At 69.9% G+C, this 18,222-nt stretch carries 13 protein-coding genes; 4 read left to right on the top strand and 9 right to left on the bottom strand.

What is annotated here, in order from left to right; all coding sequences use genetic code 11:
- Positions 1 to 443: 443 nt before the first annotated feature.
- The 3 genes from DSX2_RS16670 (at position 444) to DSX2_RS16660 (ending at position 3,110) form a co-directional block, all read left to right on the top strand.
- Complete coding sequence (locus DSX2_RS16670) at positions 444 to 989, top strand: macro domain-containing protein (protein WP_020882171.1); 546 nt, start codon at positions 444 to 446, stop codon at positions 987 to 989.
- A gap of 11 nt (positions 990 to 1,000) precedes the next feature.
- Positions 1,001 to 2,380 (top strand): nicotinate phosphoribosyltransferase, encoded by a 1,380-nt coding sequence (locus tag DSX2_RS16665; protein WP_020882170.1) that lies wholly within the window; start codon positions 1,001 to 1,003, stop codon positions 2,378 to 2,380.
- 142 nt (positions 2,381 to 2,522) lie between these two features.
- Positions 2,523 to 3,110 carry a nicotinamidase gene (locus DSX2_RS16660; RefSeq protein ID WP_020882169.1) on the top strand — a complete coding sequence of 196 codons (588 nt, stop codon included), beginning with the start codon at positions 2,523 to 2,525 and terminating at the stop codon, positions 3,108 to 3,110.
- Between the two features lie 22 nt (positions 3,111 to 3,132).
- On the opposite strand, the gene cysC is transcribed toward DSX2_RS16660, so the two are convergent.
- The 9 genes from cysC to DSX2_RS17840 form a co-directional block, all read right to left on the bottom strand.
- Positions 3,133 to 3,870: an adenylyl-sulfate kinase gene (gene cysC / locus DSX2_RS16655; protein WP_020882168.1), complete on the bottom strand. Its 738-nt coding sequence runs from the start codon at positions 3,868 to 3,870 to the stop codon at positions 3,133 to 3,135.
- 27 nt (positions 3,871 to 3,897) lie between these two features.
- Entirely contained in the window at positions 3,898 to 5,757 is a 1,860-nt protein-coding gene (locus DSX2_RS16650) for a glycosyltransferase (protein ID WP_020882167.1), read from the bottom strand.
- A 2-nt stretch (positions 5,758 to 5,759) separates the two neighbouring features.
- Positions 5,760 to 6,881 carry a glycosyltransferase gene (locus DSX2_RS16645; RefSeq protein WP_020882166.1) on the bottom strand — a complete coding sequence of 374 codons (1,122 nt, stop codon included), beginning with the start codon at positions 6,879 to 6,881 and terminating at the stop codon, positions 5,760 to 5,762.
- The gene (locus DSX2_RS16640) at positions 6,878 to 7,750 is read right to left on the bottom strand and encodes a hypothetical protein (protein ID WP_020882165.1); all 873 of its coding nucleotides are present in this window, start codon (positions 7,748 to 7,750) and stop codon (positions 6,878 to 6,880) included. The genes DSX2_RS16645 and DSX2_RS16640 overlap by 4 nt, the downstream gene beginning before the upstream one ends.
- 343 nt (positions 7,751 to 8,093) lie before the next feature.
- Positions 8,094 to 8,978: a WcbI family polysaccharide biosynthesis putative acetyltransferase gene (locus tag DSX2_RS16635; protein ID WP_020882164.1), complete on the bottom strand. Its 885-nt coding sequence runs from the start codon at positions 8,976 to 8,978 to the stop codon at positions 8,094 to 8,096.
- Positions 8,979 to 9,012: 34 nt separating this feature from the next.
- Complete coding sequence (gene asnB, locus DSX2_RS16630; RefSeq protein ID WP_020882163.1) at positions 9,013 to 10,752, bottom strand: asparagine synthase (glutamine-hydrolyzing); 1,740 nt, start codon at positions 10,750 to 10,752, stop codon at positions 9,013 to 9,015.
- A 1-nt stretch (position 10,753) separates the two neighbouring features.
- Positions 10,754 to 11,647 carry a glycosyltransferase family A protein gene (locus tag DSX2_RS16625; protein ID WP_020882162.1) on the bottom strand — a complete coding sequence of 298 codons (894 nt, stop codon included), beginning with the start codon at positions 11,645 to 11,647 and terminating at the stop codon, positions 10,754 to 10,756.
- Positions 11,644 to 13,137: an FkbM family methyltransferase gene (locus DSX2_RS18660; protein ID WP_020882161.1), complete on the bottom strand. Its 1,494-nt coding sequence runs from the start codon at positions 13,135 to 13,137 to the stop codon at positions 11,644 to 11,646. The genes DSX2_RS16625 and DSX2_RS18660 overlap by 4 nt, the downstream gene beginning before the upstream one ends.
- A 7-nt stretch (positions 13,138 to 13,144) precedes the next feature.
- A complete protein-coding gene (locus tag DSX2_RS17840) occupies positions 13,145 to 15,544 on the bottom strand; it encodes a polysaccharide deacetylase family protein (protein WP_020882160.1) in 2,400 nt (799 codons plus the stop codon).
- 167 nt (positions 15,545 to 15,711) lie between these two features.
- Between DSX2_RS17840 and DSX2_RS16610 the strand changes: the two genes are divergently transcribed.
- A complete protein-coding gene (locus DSX2_RS16610; protein WP_020882159.1) occupies positions 15,712 to 18,210 on the top strand; it encodes a hypothetical protein in 2,499 nt (832 codons plus the stop codon).
- Positions 18,211 to 18,222 lie beyond the last annotated feature (12 nt).

The raw sequence follows: 18,222 nt of genomic DNA, 5'->3' as shown, positions 1-18,222 counted from the left end.
GAAACCGTCTTTGAAAAGGGCAGGACTCTCCTTGGCAGCATGCGTGCAGCTCACGAGTCCGCTTCTGTATCTTCGGCCCGCAGGATGTCGACAAACCGATTGCCGCATTTGTCCCTCCTCTCAGGCCCGGCTGTCAAGTGATCAATGTTGTCAAGGGATTATAATTATTGGAAAGAATCATGACTGTTATGGTATGATCATGCCGCGATGCCGCCGCCAGGCGGCGCATGCTGGGCCGGTTTCCCGGAGCCGCCGCAGCGAGGGCAAGGCGCGGCAGGGAGCTCCCTGCATGGAGCCCGGGGCTGCCGGAGAGGCATCTTTCCGGCCGCCTCGGCCCCGGTCCTTGTCCGTCCTTGCCAACATCCCTGTTCGCTGTCAGAAGATGGAGCGTAAGACCCGTCGATTTTTCCGTGCAGGCGGGGCGGCGGGCAAGGAGGCCGGAGATGGGCGAATGGACGGTGCAGGGAGTGCTGATCGAGTGCGTGCAGGGAGACATCGCGGCGCAGGGCGACATGGAGGCCGTGGTCAACGCGGCCAATGCGCAGCTTCGCCCAGGCGGTGGAGTGGCCGGGGCCATCCACCGCGCGGCCGGGCCCGGGCTCGACGAGGAGTGCAGGCCGCTCGCCCCCATCAGGCCGGGCGAGGCGGTCATCACCGGCGCGCACGATCTTCCCAACCGCTACGTCATCCACTGCCTGGGCCCGGTCTACGGCCGAGACGAGCCCGCGGACGAGCTGCTGGCCGCCTGCTACGAGAACGCCTTGCGCCTGGCCGAGCGCAAGAGCATCGCCTCTGTCGCCTTCCCTTCGCTCTCCACCGGCTTCTTCGGCTTCCCCATGGAGGAGGCGGCGCGGATCGCCTTCAGGACGATCCTGCACGAGCTTTCCGGCCTCTCCTTCGTCAGGCACATCCGCTTCGTGCTCCATTCCGCGGCGGACCTGCGGCTGCACGACCGCATCCTCGGAGAACTCGCCGCACAGGAACTCTAGGAGAAATCACGTTGGAAGAGACATTCGCTGGCAGGGGCGGGCCGCACTCGGGCCTCGCCCTGTTCACCGACCTCTACGAGCTGACCATGCTCCAGGCCTATTTCGAGGAGGGGCTTTCCGAGGACGCGGTCTTCAGCCTCTTCGTCCGCCGCCTGCCCGAGCGGCGCAACTACCTTCTGGCCTGCGGCCTGGACAGCGTGCTCGACTATCTCGAGAACCTCCGCTTCGAGCAGGAGGACATCGCCTATCTCGCCACGCTCGGCCGCTTCTCCGGCCGCTTCCTCGACTGGCTGTGCGACTTCCGCTTCAGCGGCGAGGTGCGCGCCGTGCCCGAGGGCACGCCCGTGTTCGCTAACGAGCCCATCGTGGAGATCGCGGCGCCCCTGCCCCAGGCGCAGCTGGTGGAGACCCTGGTCATGAACCAGATCCAGGTGCAGACCCTGCTGGCTTCCAAGGCGCGGCGCGTGGTGGAGGCCGCGGCCGGGCGCAGCGTGGTGGACTTCGGCGCGCGCCGCATGCACGGCATCGACGCCGCGCTCAAGGCCGCGCGGGCCTTCTACGTGGCGGGCGTGGCCTCCACCTCCAACGTGCTGGCGGGCAGGCTCTACACCCTGCCCGTGGCCGGGACCATGGCCCACAGCTACATCCAGGCGCACGAGCGCGAGGCCGACGCCTTCAAGGCCTTTGCCCGGCTCTACCCGGACACCGTGCTCCTGGTGGACACCTACGACACCCTGGAGGGCGTGCAAAAGGTCGTGGAGCTGTCGCGGGAGATGGGGGCGGAATTCAAGGTCCGGGCCCTGCGCCTGGACTCCGGCGACCTTCTGGCCCTGTCGCGCGAGACGCGCCGCATCCTGGACGAGGCCGGGCTCAGTGGAATCGGCATCTTCGCCAGCGGCGGGCTCGACGAGGAGTCCATCGCCGCGCTCCTCGCCGCGGGCGCGCCCATAGACGGCTTCGGCGTGGGCACCAGCATGGGCGTGTCCCAGGACGCGCCCGACCTGGACGTGGCCTACAAGCTTTGCGAGTACGGCGGCCGGGGAAGGGTCAAGCTGTCCAGCGGCAAGCCCGTGCTGCCGGGGCGCAAGCAGGTCTTCCGTTGCGGCCGCGGCGGGGAGGACCTGCGCGACGTCATCGCCCGCGAGGGCGAGGAGGCGCCAGGCGGTCCCCTGGACGCGCGGCCCCTGCTGGAGCCCGTGATGCAGGGCGGCAGGCGGCTGCCCGCGGGCAGGGTGGAGCTGGAAGAGGCGCGGCGCCACGCACAGGAGCAGATCGCCCGGCTGCCCGCGCGGCTGCGGGCCCTGGCCCCGGCCGACCCGCCTTACCGGGTGGACGTGAGTCCGGCCCTGGCCCGCTTCCAGGACGAGGTCGAGGCGAGCGTGGCGCCATAGGCGGAACAGCGGACAGCAGGAGGGGGACGCGGCCGGGCGCGGGACGACCGCCGCCTTTTGGGTGGCAGCGACGCGACCGGCCGGAGCCGGCCGGAGCCAGGCGAAGCCGGCCGAAGCCGGCCCAAGCCGGAAGGAGGCCCCCATGCCCGAAGAGATCGAGATCGCAGAGGAGCTCGGGAGCGGCGATGCCCTGCTCCTGGTGGACGTGCAGAAGGACTTCTGTCCGGGCGGGGCGCTGCCCATCGCCCAGGGCGACGCGGTGATACCCGTGCTGAACCGCGCCCTGGCCGCGGCCACGGCGCGCGGCGTGCCCGTCTACGCCTCGCGCGACTGGCACCCCGTGGGCCACGTGAGCTTTGCCGGGCGCGGCGGGCAGTGGCCGCCGCACTGCATCCAGGACACGGAGGGAGCGGCCTTCCATCCGGACCTCGCGCTGCCGGACTCGACCGTCAAGGTGACCAAGGGCGTGCGCTTCGACCAGGACCAGAACTCGGCCTTCGACCAGACCGGCCTGGCCGTGGAGCTGCGGCGCGAGGGCGTGTCGCGGCTGTGGGTGGGCGGCCTGGCCGAGGACGTCTGCGTGCGCGCCACGGTGCTCGACGCCCTGCGGGAAGGTTTCGCGGTGGCGGTGATGGCCGACGCGACGCGGCCCGTGACGCAAGAGGGGGGAGGACAGGCGCGCCGGGAGATGGAGCGCGCCGGGGCGCGCCTCGTGCACGTCGCCCGATGACTTCGGGGACGCCGCCCTGCGGCTAGTCCGCGGACTCGGCGGGCGCCTCCCTGAGCTCGCCCCCGAGCTCACCCCAGAGCTCACCCCAGAGCTCACCTATGATGAAGTCGAGGACGGCCCGGGCGCATCCCTCGACCGTGCCCTTGTCCGTCTCCACCAGAAGGGCCGGGTTCTCCGGCTCCTCGTAGGGCGCGGAGACGCCGGTGTAGTTCTTGATGCGTCCGGCCCGAGCGAGCTTGTACAGCCCCTTCACGTCGCGCTCCTCGCAGACGCAGACCGGGCACTTGACGTAGATCTCGTGGAAGTCCGCGTTGCCGACGATGCCCCTGACCCGTTCCCGGTCCTCGGCCAGGGGGGAGATGAACGCGGCCATGCACACGGTTCCGGCGTCCAGGAAGAGCCTGGCCATCTCGGCGATGCGGCGCAGGTTCTCCGTGCGGTCCTGCTGCGAGAAGCCGAGGTCGCCGCACAGCCCCTGGCGCACGTTGTCGCCGTCGAAGACGTAGGTGCGGATGCCCCGCTCGTGCAGCAGCTCCTCCACCCGGTGGGCCAGGGTGGACTTGCCCGAGCCCGAGAGCCCGGTGAACCAGAAGACCTTGGCCGGGTAGCCGTTTTGCCGCTCGCGGGCCGCGCGGTCTATCCTGCCCCGGTAAGCCACTGTGTTCGGCGTGCAGGTCCTGAGCACCCGGACCGACTCGCCGGGCTTCTCGAGGCCGAGGGGGGCGGCGTATGCCGCCTCTGTTCGGAAGGTGGAACTCATCCGTCTTTACCTGCCTTTGGGCCGCCCTCAGGAAGCCGCCGTCTCGTTTCCCGCCGCTTCGTCGCCCTGCCGCATCCAGAAGTCCCGGCTCGTGAGCCGGGGGGCCGCCTCGCGCCAGGCCGCGCCGACCTCTGCCCATTCCCGTTGTCCCCGCCACAGGAGTTTCGCGAAGCGCAGCGCCAGGGCGCGCCCGAGGGCCGGGTCGATGTCGCGGGCGTTGGAGAACGCGGCCTCGCGGTGCAGAAACCGGGCTTCGCGGCACAGGAAGTTCTTGCGCCACTGCCCGGTGCCGCAGAGCAGCACCTGCATGGGCTCGCCGCGCAGCAGGGGGCGGGGCAGCAGGTGGCCGCCCAGGGTCGCGGTGCGCACCAGCGAACGCAGCACGCCCTCGCGCGGGGGCTGCTCGAATCCCCAGGTCTCCCGGGGGGTGAAGGGACGCAGGTTGGCGTCCATGCGCCGGGCCTCGTCCGAAAGGGAGGCGATGAGCGTCATGGGATCAGTATCGGTCAAAAAGTCGGGACCCTTTAGGTAGTCCTCGAAAGCCTGCACCAGCATGAGCGCCATGCCGTAGTTGAAGCGGCAGAGATCGCTCATGAAATCCGCCGTCAGGGCGCGCGCGACGTCCCTGTATCTGCCCCGGCCGTAGAGCGCGTCGATGACCAGAAGGTTGCGCACGAAGAAGTAGCGCTTCACGTTGCTGATCTTGCTGTAGAACGGCTGGTGCCAGACCCCGACGCCGGGCAGGGGCAGCACGCGCGCGCCCATGCGGCGGGTCAGGCGCAGGCCGAACTCGATGTCGTCGCCGATGACGAAGAAGGGCAGCAGGAGCCCGCCCCGCTCGGCGTATTCGGCCGGGAAGGCGAAGAACCAGAAGGCGCCGTAGTCCGCGCGCTCCTCGAGCAGGAGGGTGTTCAGCGCGCCTTCCTGCTCCAGGGAGAGGCCGCGGCCGAGTCCGTAGATCTTCAGGGGATTCGCCCCGGCCACGTCGGCCGCCTGGCCGTACACAGCGCCCGCCTCGAAGTGCAGCAGGGGCTTTTGCATGTCGAGCATGGCCCCGGACACCGCCAGAGGGCCGTCCGAGTGCTCGAAGAAGGTGATGGCGCGCAGCACGGCCTCGCCGTCGCAGGCGATGTCGTCGTCCATGAGCAGGATGTGGCTGCCGAGCTTCCCGTCCAGGACATCGGCCATGCCGCGGCTGAAGCCGCCAGAGCCGCCCAGGTTGCGGTTGGGCACGAGGCGCACGCGCGGGTCGGTGAAGTCTTTCGGATCGAGGGTCCGGCCGTTGTCCACGACCACCACGGCGGAGAGCCGCTCGCCCAGGTCCGGGTCGGCCAGCAGGGCGGCCACGGTGGCGTGCAGATACTCCTCGCGCCTGAAGGTGCACAGGACCACGGCCAGGCGCACGGGGCGCGGCTCGTGGTCCGTGACCACGTCTCCGCCCAGGAACTCGCCTCCGGACAGCGCCGTGAGGCGGAAGAAGATGCGCTCGTTGGGGGCGTCGGGCCCGGCCCCGGGGATGGGGACCAGGACGGGGGCGTCGGGCAGGCAGCCGCGAAACGTCTCGCGCCCCACGCACTCGGTCTGTCCGCCGAAGGTCGCCTTCATGACCGCGACCTCGAAGTCGCCGGACAGGCGGAGGCGGAAGGCCTGGCTTTGGACGAGGCCGTGGCGGCGCTGCACGAACTCGTAGACGCTGTTCAGGTAGCTGCTCGACGACAGCGTCTGCCCGGGCTCGAAGTCGTAGCGGGGCGCGGCCTGGTCTGTTTTATCCAGGCGCAGCATGGCCGTGGACTCGTGGGCGAAGCACAGCGCCGCCAGCGAGGCCTTGGCCGGGAAGCGGATGCGCTGCAGGACGTGCAGGCGGGAGTTCGGGTCGAGTCGGGCCATCGTCAGTCCACTGTCGGTTTCGGGTGCTTGTCCGGCGTCACGGCATGATGGCTGCCTGGGGCGGCCGCGTGCCGCGCGTGACCGGCGGCGCGCAGGGCGTCGAGTGTCTGCCGGAACTCCGTGTGGGCCTTTTCGGGATCGAAGCGGGCCTTGGCGTGGGCGAAGGCGGCCTCGGACCGGGCCTGCAGCAGGGCGCGGTCCGCGAACAGCCGGGCCAGGGCCGCGGCGAATTCGGCCGGGTCGTCGGCCACGACGAGCCCCCCGGCGGCAGGGTCGAGTCCCTGGGCGCCGGTGGAGGTGGTCACGCAGGGCCGCGCCCGGGAGAGGGTCTCGACGAGCTTCAATTTGCAGCCGCTGCCCGCGAGCAGGGGCACGACGCCCACGCCGTTCGCTGCGAAATGGGGCGTCAGGTCGTCCACGCGGCCGTGCAGGCGCAGGCCGGGGACGTCGCGGTCGCGCAGGCTGCCGCAGACCGTGCCGCAGACGTTGAGCATCGCCGTTGGGCGCAGGCGCAGCACCTCGGGCCAGACGGCGTCGAGGAACCAGCCGATGCCCTGGCGGTTGTGGTCCGCGTCGCTGCCCACGAACAGGCAGGCGTCGCCGTCCTCGGGCAGGGGCAGGGCGTCGAGCGGGAAGCAGCAGGGCAGGACCACGGTGCGCGCGTGCGGCGCGACGTCCCGGAAGGCCGCGGCCTCCTCGGACTGGATGGCGATGACCAGGTCGGCGTGGCGCAGCACCTCGCGCTCCTGCTCCTCGGTCCAGGGCGAGCAGTCGGAGCGGCAGCCCGTCTCGAGGAACTTGGCGTGGCGCAGGTGGCGAGCGTCGTGGGCCAGGACCGCGCGCGCCACACCTTCGGGCGCCAGGGAGAGCAGGGGGGCCATGTAGGAGTAGTTGACCACCAGGAGGTCCGGCGGGTCGCCTTGCAGAAGCTCGCGGACGATGGCGAACTCCTCCGGCCGGGCCGGGGCGTCCCAGCAGTCGAGCCTGCCCACGGCCTCCAGGGTGATCGCGGTGCGCACCTCGTGTCCGGCCGTCTCCAGACCCCGGGTGAAGAACAGGCTGTACTGGGCGTTGCCGCGCACCCCTTCGGGCAGCGTCACTCTCGAAACGAAGAGGGTTCTCATGCGCGTGCTCCGTTCGGCCGGGGCTCGGGGCAGCCGCACTCGGCCGCGCCCGCCATGCGGCCTATGCAGCGCTCGCGCTCGGCCAGCCTGCCCGAGACGTCGCGCAGCGCGATGCCGAGGTGTCTGGCCCTGGCGGCCAGCCAGTGCTCGCAGAGGATGGTCATCGCCTTGACGCGCAGGAAGGCCAGCCCCTCGTCGCCGAGGTCCACGCTCGTGTGCCAGCGGCAGGCGTATTCGCTCTCGCTGCCCAGGAGAAAGGCGGCCAGGTACTGCTTGTAGCGCTCGCCGAGCGGGCCGCCCGGGGCGAAGAAGGAGTCGGCGCCGGGGCCGAAGAGGGCCGCGAGGTCGCCCGGAGGGGCGAAGGGCAGCAGCCGGGACAGGGTGCCCCAGGTGGCGAGCACGAAGCTCGTGCGGATCCAGTGGCGCATGGGCAGTCCGAAGAGCTCGATCTCCCTGGGGTAGAGGTCCACGTGGCCGACCAGGGAGCCCTCGGCCAGCCAGTCGGCCACCGGCTCGTGCGGCAGGTTGTCGAGGTAGCCCGTATCGTAGTTGCGGTGGAAGGTGTCGTTCACCAGGAGCACGGGGATCGCTGGCTGCCAGGATTGCCCGGCGTCGAGCACGGCCAGGGCCTTCTCCCAGCCGGAGAACTCCTTGAGGCTGTTGTCGCCGCCGAGCAGCGCCCAGCCTTCCGGCGTCCGGCCGTGAAAATCCCCGGGCAGGGCGTTGTCCACCACGGTCACGCGCCAGCCGGTCCCGGGCAGCACGCGCGCCAGCACCCGCTCGCGCAGCGCCTGCGCGGCCGGGGCGTAGTGCTCTTTTGTGTGGCGCAGGAAGACGACCTGTCCTGTCGGGCTGCTTTCTTTTCCCACGTTGCGTCCTTTTCGCGCCGGTTTTACCGAAAAGGCGGCAAAAAACCGACGTCACAGCACCGCTGTGCAGGAACCATGCAAATCGTTAACTCGTTGAGTGACGGATCGTGTGCGGGGTCGGCCGGAATGAAACATCCAGGGACGGTCGACAGCGGAACGATATGGTTGTCGATAAACGATTGTCAAATAAAAACGGTCGATAGGAAGAGCAGGCCGGGAGTGGTGCACCTCCTGCGGTTCCGTCGGCCCGGTCCCCTTTTTCGGCCTGCGCGGCGGCGCCCGGTGCAGACCTCTTCCCGGGAGAGCGGAACACCGGCTGTTCGGCATGTGCGGGCCGAAGCCGCTACGGGACCGGGGCCGCCTCGGCGAGGCGCCTGGCCGCGATGGGACGCGGGGACGCCGCGGGCGTGACCACCCGCCTGTAGTCGGAGATGTAAAGGCGCAGGTATTCCTCGAAATTCACCTTGCGCGGCCCCAGGTTCCAGATCCTGTCCTCTGCGGCGAAGGCGAGGCCGTAGGCCCGGGCCACCGAGGGATGCACGGGCAGCTGGCTGTGCACGAACTTGTCCGGAACGTCCCTGGGAAGGTCGAGCGGCAGGCCCAGAAGGTCGAGCATCCCGTCGGCCATGTGACGCATGACCGGGATGGCCGGGTGGTTGAAGATATGAAAGAGCATGGTCTCGCGTACCCTGGACTCCACGAAGTCGGCGACCTTGATGTCGCAGGAGCCGTCGAGTTTCCGCAGATGTCCGATCTGGCGCTCGAAATGCTCGTCCAGATCCAGCAGCTCGTCCAGCCGGGCTGCCGTGTAGCGGCTGACGATGCGCTCGTCGTCCCATCCGGAGTCGATCATCTCCTCGAGCACTCCGCAGCGGAACGGGATGTAGCCGTAGGGATTCTGCTCGCAGCACAGCAGGCGCGGCTCCGTGTTCTGGTCGAGCATGGAGGGCCAATAGATCTTGGAGGTCACGTACGGAATGGGGGAGGCTCGCAACGTCAGGGGAAGCGAGGCCAGGAAGGCGTCGTCCAGGAATTCGTTGCGCTGGTAGAAAAAGAAGCGGCTGCCCGCGATCTCGTCCAGGAACCGGCGCGGATCGGAGGCCTCGCCGGGGGCGAGGAAGTTGAACTGGGAGCGGATCTCGAAGAGGCGGGAAAAGGTCGGGGAGAGGCGCAGGATGTTCGCGATCTCCAGTCCCTGGCAGGTGGCGAAGATGAATATGCTGTCCATGGTGCGTCGTTGTGTGGCTGCCGAAGCCGGTGTTTCACATTTTTCTTGGGTGCAGGATGCCGTCCCCGGTGACCTGCTGCAGCCACATGGAGAGGACCAGCATGACCCAGCCGCGGTAGCCGACGTCGTTCGCGCAGGCATCCACCAGCTCATCCGGGAACAGGCCGCGGACCGCGAGGTTCTTGTCCGCGAGGAAGCTGCGGCGGAGCGGCAGGACGTCCTCGCGCTGCAGCCAGACGTCCACGTTGGCGCTGAACCCCTGCTTGCCGCGCGTGCGCACGCTCTCGGGCCAGAGGCGCTCGAAGGCGTTGCGCAGGACGAGCTTGCCCTTGGTGTCGTCGAGCTTCAGCCGCCAAGGCAGGGCGACGAGGAACTCGGCCAGGGGCCAGTCGAGGAAGGGCAGGCGCAGCTCCAGGCCGTGGGCCATGGAGGCGCGGTCCACCTTCTTCAGGATGTCCCCGGCCAGGAAGCCGCGCAGGTCCAGGCGCATGGCGTCGTCCAGGGAGCCGATGTAGTCCGGGCTCGTGGGGCGGGGCACCAGGGGCAGGCCGAATCCGGCAAGCTCCTCGGGCCCGAAGTAGATCTGCTGGTCGCGCCAGTGGCGCTCCGCCACGGCGCTCCAGCCGGGGGCCGCGCCGCCCGCGCGCTCCGCCTCGACCAGGGGGAGATACCAATAGACGTAGCCGCCCATCAGCTCGTCCGCGCCGTCGCCGCCCAGGGCCACCTTCAGGTGCCTGCGCACAAGGGAGCACAGCGACAGGGTGGGGATGGCCGAGAGGTCGCCGAAGGGCTCGTCGTAGTGGCCCGAAAGGCTCTCGATCATGGCGGGCAGGTCCATGTCGGACTCGAGCAGCTCGACATGGTTCGAGCCCAGGGCCGCGGAGACCTCCCGGGCGTAGGGCAGCTCGTTGCGCCAGCCCTCGAAGCCGAAGGAGAAGGTGCGGATGTCCCTGCGGTGCCTGGCCGCGAGCACGGCCAGGGTGGTGGAGTCGAGCCCGCCGCTCAGCAGCACGCCGACCTCCACGTCGGCCACCAGGCAGCGCTGCACGGAGCTGTCGAGCAGGTGGGCCAGCTCCTCCGCGGCCTCGGCCCCGCCGATCTCCCCGGCAGGCGCGGGCAGGTCCCAGTAGCGCCAGGCCTTCACTCCCTCGGGGCCCACGGTCATGGCGCAGCCCGGGGGCAGGGCCGCGATCTCGCGGTACATGCTCCGCCCCTCGGGGAGGTAGCTGTAGACCAGGTACTGGCAGAGCGATTGCGCGTCCAGGGAGACGTCCAGCAGCCCGGCGGCCAGCACGGCCTTGACCTCGGAGGCGAACAGGAAGCGGCCGTCCCTGTCCGTGGCGTAGTAGAAGGGCTTCTCGCCGAAGCGGTCGCGCGCGCAGAAGAGGCGTTTGCGCCGCTCGTCCCAGATGGCGAAGGCGAACATGCCCGGCAGGTGGGCGAGCATGTCCGTGCCGTAGGCCTCGTACATGGCCAGCAGGACCTCGGTGTCCGAGCGGGTGCGGAAGGGGTAGTCCAGGCGCTCGCGCAGCTCGGAGTAGCCGTACAGCTCGCCGTTGAAGACCGTGGCCAGCGAGTCGTCCGCCGAACGCAGGGGCTGGGCGCCGCCCTCGATGTCCACGATGGCCAGGCGCGTGTGGGCCAGATGGCACTGCCCCGAGCTCCAGAATCCCACGCCGTCCGGGCCGCGATGGCGCAGCGAGCCGGCCATGGCCTGGAGCCTGGGCGCGAGGTCCGGGGTGGGGGGAGCGATGATTCCTGCGATTCCGCACATGTCAGGCCACTTTCCCGTCCAGGCGGTTCCAGATGGTTTCGGGGAATATCTGCGGCTGCAGCCGCAGGCGGTCGGGATGGACGTCCATCGCGGCCAGGGTCGCCTCCACCTTCTCGGGCAGGTCGGCGGCGGGCTCGAAAGGCGCCTTCTCCGGCCGACCGAACTCCTCGAGGACCTTTTCCGTGAGCCGCGAGAGCTGGAAATGGTTGATGCCGATCTCCCCGGCGTACATCTCGCCGAAGTCCGCTCCCCGGAGCAGGGCCACGAAGTCCGGGTCCTGTTCCGCCAGGCCGCGCCAGACGGGCCGCAGCCGTCCGACCATGTCGCGGTGCTTCCTGGCGTGCACGCAGGCCTTCTTGATCAGGTCGCGGTATGCCTGCTCGTAGTCGTGCAGCCCGACCACGATGCCGGTCTGCGCCGCGAGGAAGCCGCTGTCCAGCATGGCCTCGACCATTGCCGACTCCGGCCGCAGGCTGCCTGCAAGGTCGCGCCCCTCGCTCATCTCGCGCGCGCGGGCCAGGAGCGAGGCGCGGTAGAGGTGCATGCCCACCGGCCGGTAGACCCGAAAGGCCTTGTCCAGGGCCATGGTCCAGAGGGCGAAGACGTTCTCCGGCTGCGCCCGGGCCGCCTCCACCATGCGCGCGAGGGCCGAGGGCCTGAGCAGCATGTCCGAGTCGAGCGCCAGGACCCAGGGCCGCCCGGAGGCGAGGCCGAGCTCGAAGGTGCGGCGCACGGCCTGGTCGAAGGGGATGTTTTTGACCAGCTCGATGTTCGCCGCGGGCAGCTCGCGCCGCAGCAGGTAGAGGCAGGCCTCGGTGGTCCGCTCGCCGATGCTGCGCACCACCACGGTCAGCTCCCGGGCCAGGGCGGCGTTCGAGGGAGTCGTCCCGTTCATCGTGCCGCCTCCGCGCCTTCGTCCGGCCGCGGGCGCAGGTTGGTGCCCCAGAGGCAGAGGTAGTAGCGGGTGTCCGCGTCTATGGAGAAGGGGGGCTTGGTCGCGGGGTTGGTCCAGGAGTCGAAGTCGTGCACGGCGTAGCGGAATCCGTTCTCGTGCAGGATGGCGAGGATCTCGTGCAGCCGGTCGCCGAGCTCGGGGAAGGCGTGGTACTCCATGACCAGCCTGCGCACGCGGCCCAGGCGTTTGCCGCACTCCCTGAGCACGGGATGCTCCGCGCCCTCGATGTTCAGCTTGAGCATGTCCACGGTCCTGTCCAGCCAGGGCGAGAGGCGGGTGACGCTGATCTCGCTTCCGAGGTCGCCGGAGAAGAGGGTGCTGCCGTCCGAGGTCTTGCTCGTGAAGGGCAGCGTGTCCTCCCGGTCCAGCAGGCCGGATTCGACGATCTCGACCCCGTCCAGCCCGTTGGCCTCGATGTTCAGGCGCAGCAGCGCGAGCGACTCGGGGTTCGGCTCGAAGGCGATGACGCGCGCCTTGGGATAGAGGCGCTTGGCGCGCAGGGTGAAGAGGCCGATGTGCGCTCCGCCGTCGATGACCAGCGGGTCGGCGACCTCGGCCGTGAAGTCGTAGATGCGGCTCACGAGGATGTCCTTGGCCGCGGTGTAGAAGGCCAGGAGGTCCGTGCAGTGCACGGTCAGGCCGCGGATGCGCGTGCGCCAGGCGCCGTTGCGGTTCTTTGCGGCGAACTCGCAGAGCCCCACGAGGTCGTCGGGGATCAGCAGGTCTGTCCAGCCGTCGTCCGCGGGCCTGGGCACGAGCGGCACCACGTCGTCGGCCGGACGGACCGCGCAGGCCGTGAGCAGCATCTGGTAGTCGCGGTCCTTGATGTCGAGGCATTCGGCCGGGAAGGACTCCGACGGGATGCCGTCGAGGTATCCCTTGGACGAGGCGAGGTTGCCCCAGGTCTCGATGCGTATCTCCGCCCCCGGGCAGGTCTCGCGCAGCGCGAGGTCGAGGGATCTGTCCGTGAAGCGCCAGAACTCCCCCCAGCGGTCCATGTCGTAGCGCGATATCTGGCTGATGCCCGAGGCGCTGAGAAGCAGGGCGCCTCCCGGCTTGAGGGCGCGGTAGGCGTGGCGCAGGGCGTGCCTGAAACGGTAGATGCACTGGATGGTCTGGGTCAGGATGATGCAGTCGAACGCGCCCGCGGGGAGGACGTCCCCCGCGCTCAGGTCGCCCACGAAGGTGGCCTGCTCCGAGGGGGCGGCGTGCAGCACGTCGCTTTGCGAGACGGACGTGCCGAAACGCCGGGTGTAGGCGTCGTCGCCTATCTCCAGCACGCGGCCGCGTATCCGCCCGGCCTGTCCGGCCAGGAACTTCTCCAGGTAATATCGGCAGATGGAGGTGCCGAGGTCCAGTCCGAAGCTCCGGCTGACCGGCTCGGTGCGCAGCGCGTCGGGTGCTGTCTCGGGCGGGGTGGGGTGGCTCATGGCGTTCTCAGTGTTTCAGTTTTTCCAGCTCGAGGAAGGCCGGGGTCCGTATCACCTCCGGCACGGCGTGGGGCGGGAAGGGGGGACAGCGGCGGGCCTTCCCGGCCGCTTCCCGCACGGCCTCGGCGTAGACTGCCTCGTACTTGGCCGCGAGATGGTCGAGCCTGAAGCGCGCGAGCGCGCCCTCGCGCGCCGCGCGCGACATCCTGGCCCGGAGCCCGGGGCGTTCCAGGAGGTGCGACGCGGCCTGAACCAGCGCGTCCACGTCCTTGTACGGGGTGATAAGGCCGTCCGTGCCGTGGCGCACGAGCTCCGGCACTCCGCCCGTGGCGAACGAGACCGCGGGCAGCCCGCAGGACAGGGCCTCGATGACCACCAGGGGGCAGGTGTCCGCGAGCGAGGTGTAGATGAAGAGGTCCAGGGCCGAGTAGATGGTGGCCAGCAGGTCCTCGTCGCCGGTGTGGGGGATGTTCACGACGCCGGGGCGCACGGGCGCGTCGTCGCGGCAGCCCACGTTGGCGAAGACGAGGTCCGGGCAGGCGGCACGGAGCGCCTCAAGGGCGGCCACGGTGTAGGCCCCGCCCTTCCAGGCGTTCTCCAGGGGGCCGCCGTGGGCCACCGCGCCGAGCACGACCGCGTCCTGCGGCAGCCCGAGCCTGGCGCGCGCCTCGGCGCGGTCCCGGGGGCGGAAGACGTCGGTGTCCGTGGCGTTGGTGATGGTGGTCACCGGGTGCATGCCCAGGATGCTCTGCCGCACCTTTTGCGCGAGCCATTCGCTCGGGGTCACGATGTGCAGGCGCGAGTGCTCGTAGACGAGCTTCTTGTCCCGCCAGAGGCGGGCGGTGCTGTCCACGGGCAGGCCGGGGTAGATGCCCAGGTCCGGGCAGTCGCCGCAGCCTTCTTTCCAGCGCTCGCAGGCAAAGGAGTGGGCGCAGGCGCCGGTGATCGACTGCATGTCGCGCAGCGTCCAGACGCAGGGCTTCAGCGCGCTCAGGCCGGAGAGGGAGAAGGGGTTGAAGAACCCGCCGTGCAGGTTCTGGAAATGCAGGAGGTCCGCGTCCTGGACCAGGGGATGGGCGTGCAGGCGGTGGCTTCCCTGGAAGGCGTAGTAGAGGAGCCCTTCCCTGCGGCAGGCCTCGGCCAGCTCGGGGTCCTCCTGCGGGTCGAAGCGGCAGGCGTCGTGGCCCGGAGGCGGCACGAGACCCACCATGGCCCGGGAGTCGTATCCCCGGGCGCGCTGGGCCGCGATCAGGCGCTGCGTGGACTTCGCCGCACCTCCCTGGCCCACCAGGGTGGTGATGTGGGTGACGCGCATCGGGCTGCCGTCCGCCTTTTGCGCCAGCCTGGGCAGGCGGCGCGAAAGCCCGCGCAGGATGTCCGGCGCGCGCCGGGATACGGTCTTCCGTTCCAGGGCGTCGCGGCCCGCGTCGTCGGCGTCGAGCCAGGCGGCGAAGGCCGGGCCGTCCCAGTTCCTGACCAGGCGCCGGGGCACGTCCTGCAGGGGCAGGGGCAGGCAGAGGCTCGCCTGGACGTTGGCGATGCCCGCGATCTCCCGCTCGCGCAGGAGGCGGCGCAGTTCCTCGCTGTAGCAGTCCGGGGTGCCGTAGGGGTAGGCGAAGCATTCCACCGGGCGGTGAAGCCTCGCTTCGAGCCACTCTATGCTCTCCGCGACCTCGCGCGCCTGCGCGGCGTCGTCCAGCAGGGAGAGGCGGCAGTGGCTGATGCCGTGGGAGCCGATGGTGATCAGGGGGGAGGCGGCCAGCCTGCAGAGCTCGTCCTGGTCGAGGACCGGATTGGGCGAGACGTGGCCGCCCGGCATCCCCAGGGTCTTCTGCAGCCAGGAGACCATCTCCGGGAAGCCGTCGTGCGGCAGGCGGATCTTCAGCTCGTAGCGGATCTCGTCATGGGCGCGCAGCCGTTCCTCCGCCGTGGTCAGCGGCCAGCTGCGCTCCCACTGGGGGATCTCGAGGCGCGGCGGCAGGGGGCGGCCCGTCAAAAAAATGTCTTCGAGGATGTCGCCCCAGAACCCCTCGGCCGTGCCGACCCGGCCGGTGGTCACGAAGACCGTGGCCGGGATGGAGTGCTTTTCGAGCAGCGGCAGGGCGTTCAGGTAGTTGTCCGCATAGCCGTCGTCGAAGGTCACGGCCACGCTGCCGGGCACGAGCCTGCCGCTGCGCGCCTCGTCGAGCAGCTCCATGAGCGGCACGGGGCGGCGCGTGCGCGCGAGGACCGCGAGCTGGGCGTCGAAATTCGCGGGCGAGACGCACAGAAGCTGGTTGTCCACGCCGGGCTCGGCCACGCGGTGGTAGACGAGGATCAGCGGGGCTTGGCTGTCCGCGCCGCTCGAGGATGCGGCGGGCGCGCGCCGTTCATCCGGACGGACGGGGGTGCAGGAATGTGCTGGCATGAAACGGGACGTCCCCTGTGTCGTTGGAGATTTTTCCGATGTCCGGCAGCCGTAATTGCAGAATATATGCCAGCCGCCGGAGCCCGGGCCGGAGATGACAGCCCGGCGCCTTGCGGCTATGATTCCCATACCTTGATCCAGAACACGGACACTGCCCAGGCGTGACAATGCACTATCTGCTCCGCATAGACCCGGCATCACGGGAAGAGCGTCTGCTGCTGCAGTCCGCTGAAGCCCGTAACATCCTCATTTCACACGCAGTCAGTGAGATACTCTCCCTACCGGAGGCAACCCTCGAAGTCTACACGACGGATGCGCTCGTGCGCCGCGAGATGGAGGCGCAGGGCCGCGACGTGCTCTTCGATCCCCAGGATTCCTCGCCGCAGTCGTGCGGGAAGGAGCCGTCGCCGCAGTCCCGCACGGCCCGGGCGCTCGGCCTCCTGCTCGAGCGCGGACGGGGCGCCGGGGACGGGCCGGTGGTCGTGGTCGACTACCGGAACGTGCACCTGGGCGCCGGGGCGCTGCAAAGGCTCCGGGAAGCCGTGTCGGCCGAGCCGGAGGGCTGCTTCTCGAGCTTCGCTCCCGCCAGGGACCATCCCGCCCTGCTGCGCGCCCGCTTCAGCCTGAAGGGCCCCGAGTATCTGGTCCTTCCGGAGGCAGAGGCGCAGGGCGCCGCCCCCTTTTCCCGGCGCAGCCGCCCCTTCTTTTTCGACTGGCAGGCGCTCGGGGTATGGGACGAGGCGCAGGACCCGTACATCCTGCGCATGGAGGAGGGCGGCTCGGCGCTGAACCTCGCCCCCCTGGCCCCTTTGGGCGAAGGCGCCCGGGACCTCCCGCCGGACGCCGTGGTCCTTCTTCGGGAATCTGCGTGCCTCGCGCGCCGGGTTTGCGCTTCGCCCTCCGGCCCGGTCGCGCCGCGCGCGGCCGTGGCCGCCTACGCCCCGCTCCCGGAGATTTCGGTGCGCATCGAGACGACGGGGATTCCCGGCAGGCTCAGATGGACCACGGAGTGCGCGGGTGGGCTGCTGCGGCTGTGGCCCATGCGCGGCAGGCACGTCGGGGGACGCGTCGAGGTCCGGCTTCCCCTCGGCTCCGACCGGGAGAACGGCGCAGGGAGCGGCGAGTTCGAGGTCGATCCCGAGTGCGACGGCCTGCTCGTCTGCCATCTCGTTCCGGCCGAGGGCGAGGACTACGACTGCACCCTCCCCCTGGATGGGACAGGGCTTTGGACCTTCGGCTCGGAACTCGAGCGGCCGAAGGACTTGGCCACCAACCGGACCATCTGCAACCGACAGGAGCTGCCCGAGGTCTGCGAGCAGGACTGGTCGCTGCTCGCCGGGCCGCCTCGAGCGCTGCTCGCGGGGCTCGAGCACGGCTGTCCCTGGCGGGTCGTCGACCTCTCGCCGCGCGAGGCGGCCAAGGTGAGCTCGGCCCTGCACTTGGCCGTGGAGACGGGCGTGCGCCTCGCGCCGGAGCATCTCGCAGGCGGTGCGGACGAATCCCGGGCCGGGGAGAAATCAGCCGGGCCGTGCGGTGCCGCGCCGGGCTGCCGCGAGGCTGCCGTCACCCTCCCGGGGGACGCGCGCGATGCAGAGGAGTTTCTCGCAAAACGACGCGCCATGGCGCGCCGGACATTCACTTGGCGACAGCTGCGCTGGCTGCTGGAGTGGCCCCGGAGGGGAGGGGATGTGGACTCCTTCCTGCTCTGGGTCGTCAACACCCTCGCCGCCCGGAAGATGGACCAGGAGCCCAAGAAGCTGTTCGAGGACGAGGTCAGGGCGCTCGTGCGCCGGGATTTCACGCGTCTTTCCGGCCGGGGGGAAGGACCAGGTCCGGGGGGAGGACCGGGGCGGGCGGACGTGCCCGGGCGGACGTTCGCGGGCAGTGTCTGCGGCCTGGGATCGGACGGCAAGGAGATGGTCTACGTCTGCGTGCAGCGCGAGGGACAGCCCGGGGAGCTGCAGGTCAGCGAGCTCTGGAACGGTGGCACGCGGAAGTTCGGCCGAGAGGGCGTGAACTACCGCAACCTCTGGTTCGATTGCGACCAGGGGCTGCTCTACGCTTTCTTTTTGGACAACAACGGCCTGGCCAGGGGCATCGACCTCTTCGACCGCGGCCTGCGGCTGCAGGCCACGGCGGCGCTGCCTGCGATCCTGCGCGGGCGCGGTCGGCTGAACCAGCTGAGCGGGAACGCATCGAGCCTCTTTCTCCTGGACTACGATCTGAGGCTCTTGTGCGAGTTCGACAAGCGGACCTTCGTGTTCAGGGATTTTCATGACTTCGCGGGCCGGGACCTCGTGCAGTACTGCGTCTGCCACGGCGCGGAGGTTTTCGCCTCGAGCCACCACGACAGCATGGTCTCGATCCTGCCGCTCGCCGGGGGACCCGGGCGGCACATCCAGAACACGTCCACCCTGTTCGCCCCCATTCTCGATTACGACGTGCAGGCCGGGAACATACACGTCGTCGCCAAGTCGTCCTTCCAGGACCTGGAGCCCGCCCCGCACTGGCTGCACTGCCTGGGACGCGACGGCACGCCCAAGGGGACCCGGTACCTGGGCGAAATACTGGCCTGGCGCATCCACGTCATGCAGGACGCGGGCGTGGCCCTGATCCTGGACAATGTGGGAAATCTGCAGGCCTTCTGGTGCGAGCGCGGGGCATAGGCCCCGCCCGCG

This window comes from Desulfovibrio sp. X2 (genome assembly GCF_000422205.1).
Taxonomy (GTDB): Bacteria; Desulfobacterota; Desulfovibrionia; order Desulfovibrionales; family Desulfovibrionaceae; genus Alkalidesulfovibrio.
Note: the sequence above shows the minus strand (reverse complement) of the source record. Positions and strands in the feature narration are given on the sequence as shown.

What these genes read in the sequence shown, in the direction of transcription:
- DSX2_RS16670 (WP_020882171.1), top strand. Translation starts at nt 444, where the DNA reads ATGGGCGAATGGACGGTGCAGGGAGTGCTGATCGAGTGCGTGCAGGGA.
- DSX2_RS16660 (WP_020882169.1), top strand. Translation starts at nt 2,523, where the DNA reads ATGCCCGAAGAGATCGAGATCGCAGAGGAGCTCGGGAGCGGCGATGCC.
- cysC (WP_020882168.1), bottom strand. Translation starts at nt 3,870, where the DNA reads ATGAGTTCCACCTTCCGAACAGAGGCGGCATACGCCGCCCCCCTCGGC.
- DSX2_RS16650 (WP_020882167.1), bottom strand. Translation starts at nt 5,757, where the DNA reads ATGGCCCGACTCGACCCGAACTCCCGCCTGCACGTCCTGCAGCGCATC.
- DSX2_RS16645 (WP_020882166.1), bottom strand. Translation starts at nt 6,881, where the DNA reads ATGAGAACCCTCTTCGTTTCGAGAGTGACGCTGCCCGAAGGGGTGCGC.
- DSX2_RS16635 (WP_020882164.1), bottom strand. Translation starts at nt 8,978, where the DNA reads ATGGACAGCATATTCATCTTCGCCACCTGCCAGGGACTGGAGATCGCG.
- asnB (WP_020882163.1), bottom strand. Translation starts at nt 10,752, where the DNA reads ATGTGCGGAATCGCAGGAATCATCGCTCCCCCCACCCCGGACCTCGCG.
- DSX2_RS16625 (WP_020882162.1), bottom strand. Translation starts at nt 11,647, where the DNA reads ATGAACGGGACGACTCCCTCGAACGCCGCCCTGGCCCGGGAGCTGACC.
- DSX2_RS18660 (WP_020882161.1), bottom strand. Translation starts at nt 13,137, where the DNA reads ATGAGCCACCCCACCCCGCCCGAGACAGCACCCGACGCGCTGCGCACC.
- DSX2_RS17840 (WP_020882160.1), bottom strand. Translation starts at nt 15,544, where the DNA reads ATGCCAGCACATTCCTGCACCCCCGTCCGTCCGGATGAACGGCGCGCG.
- DSX2_RS16610 (WP_020882159.1), top strand. Translation starts at nt 15,712, where the DNA reads ATGCACTATCTGCTCCGCATAGACCCGGCATCACGGGAAGAGCGTCTG.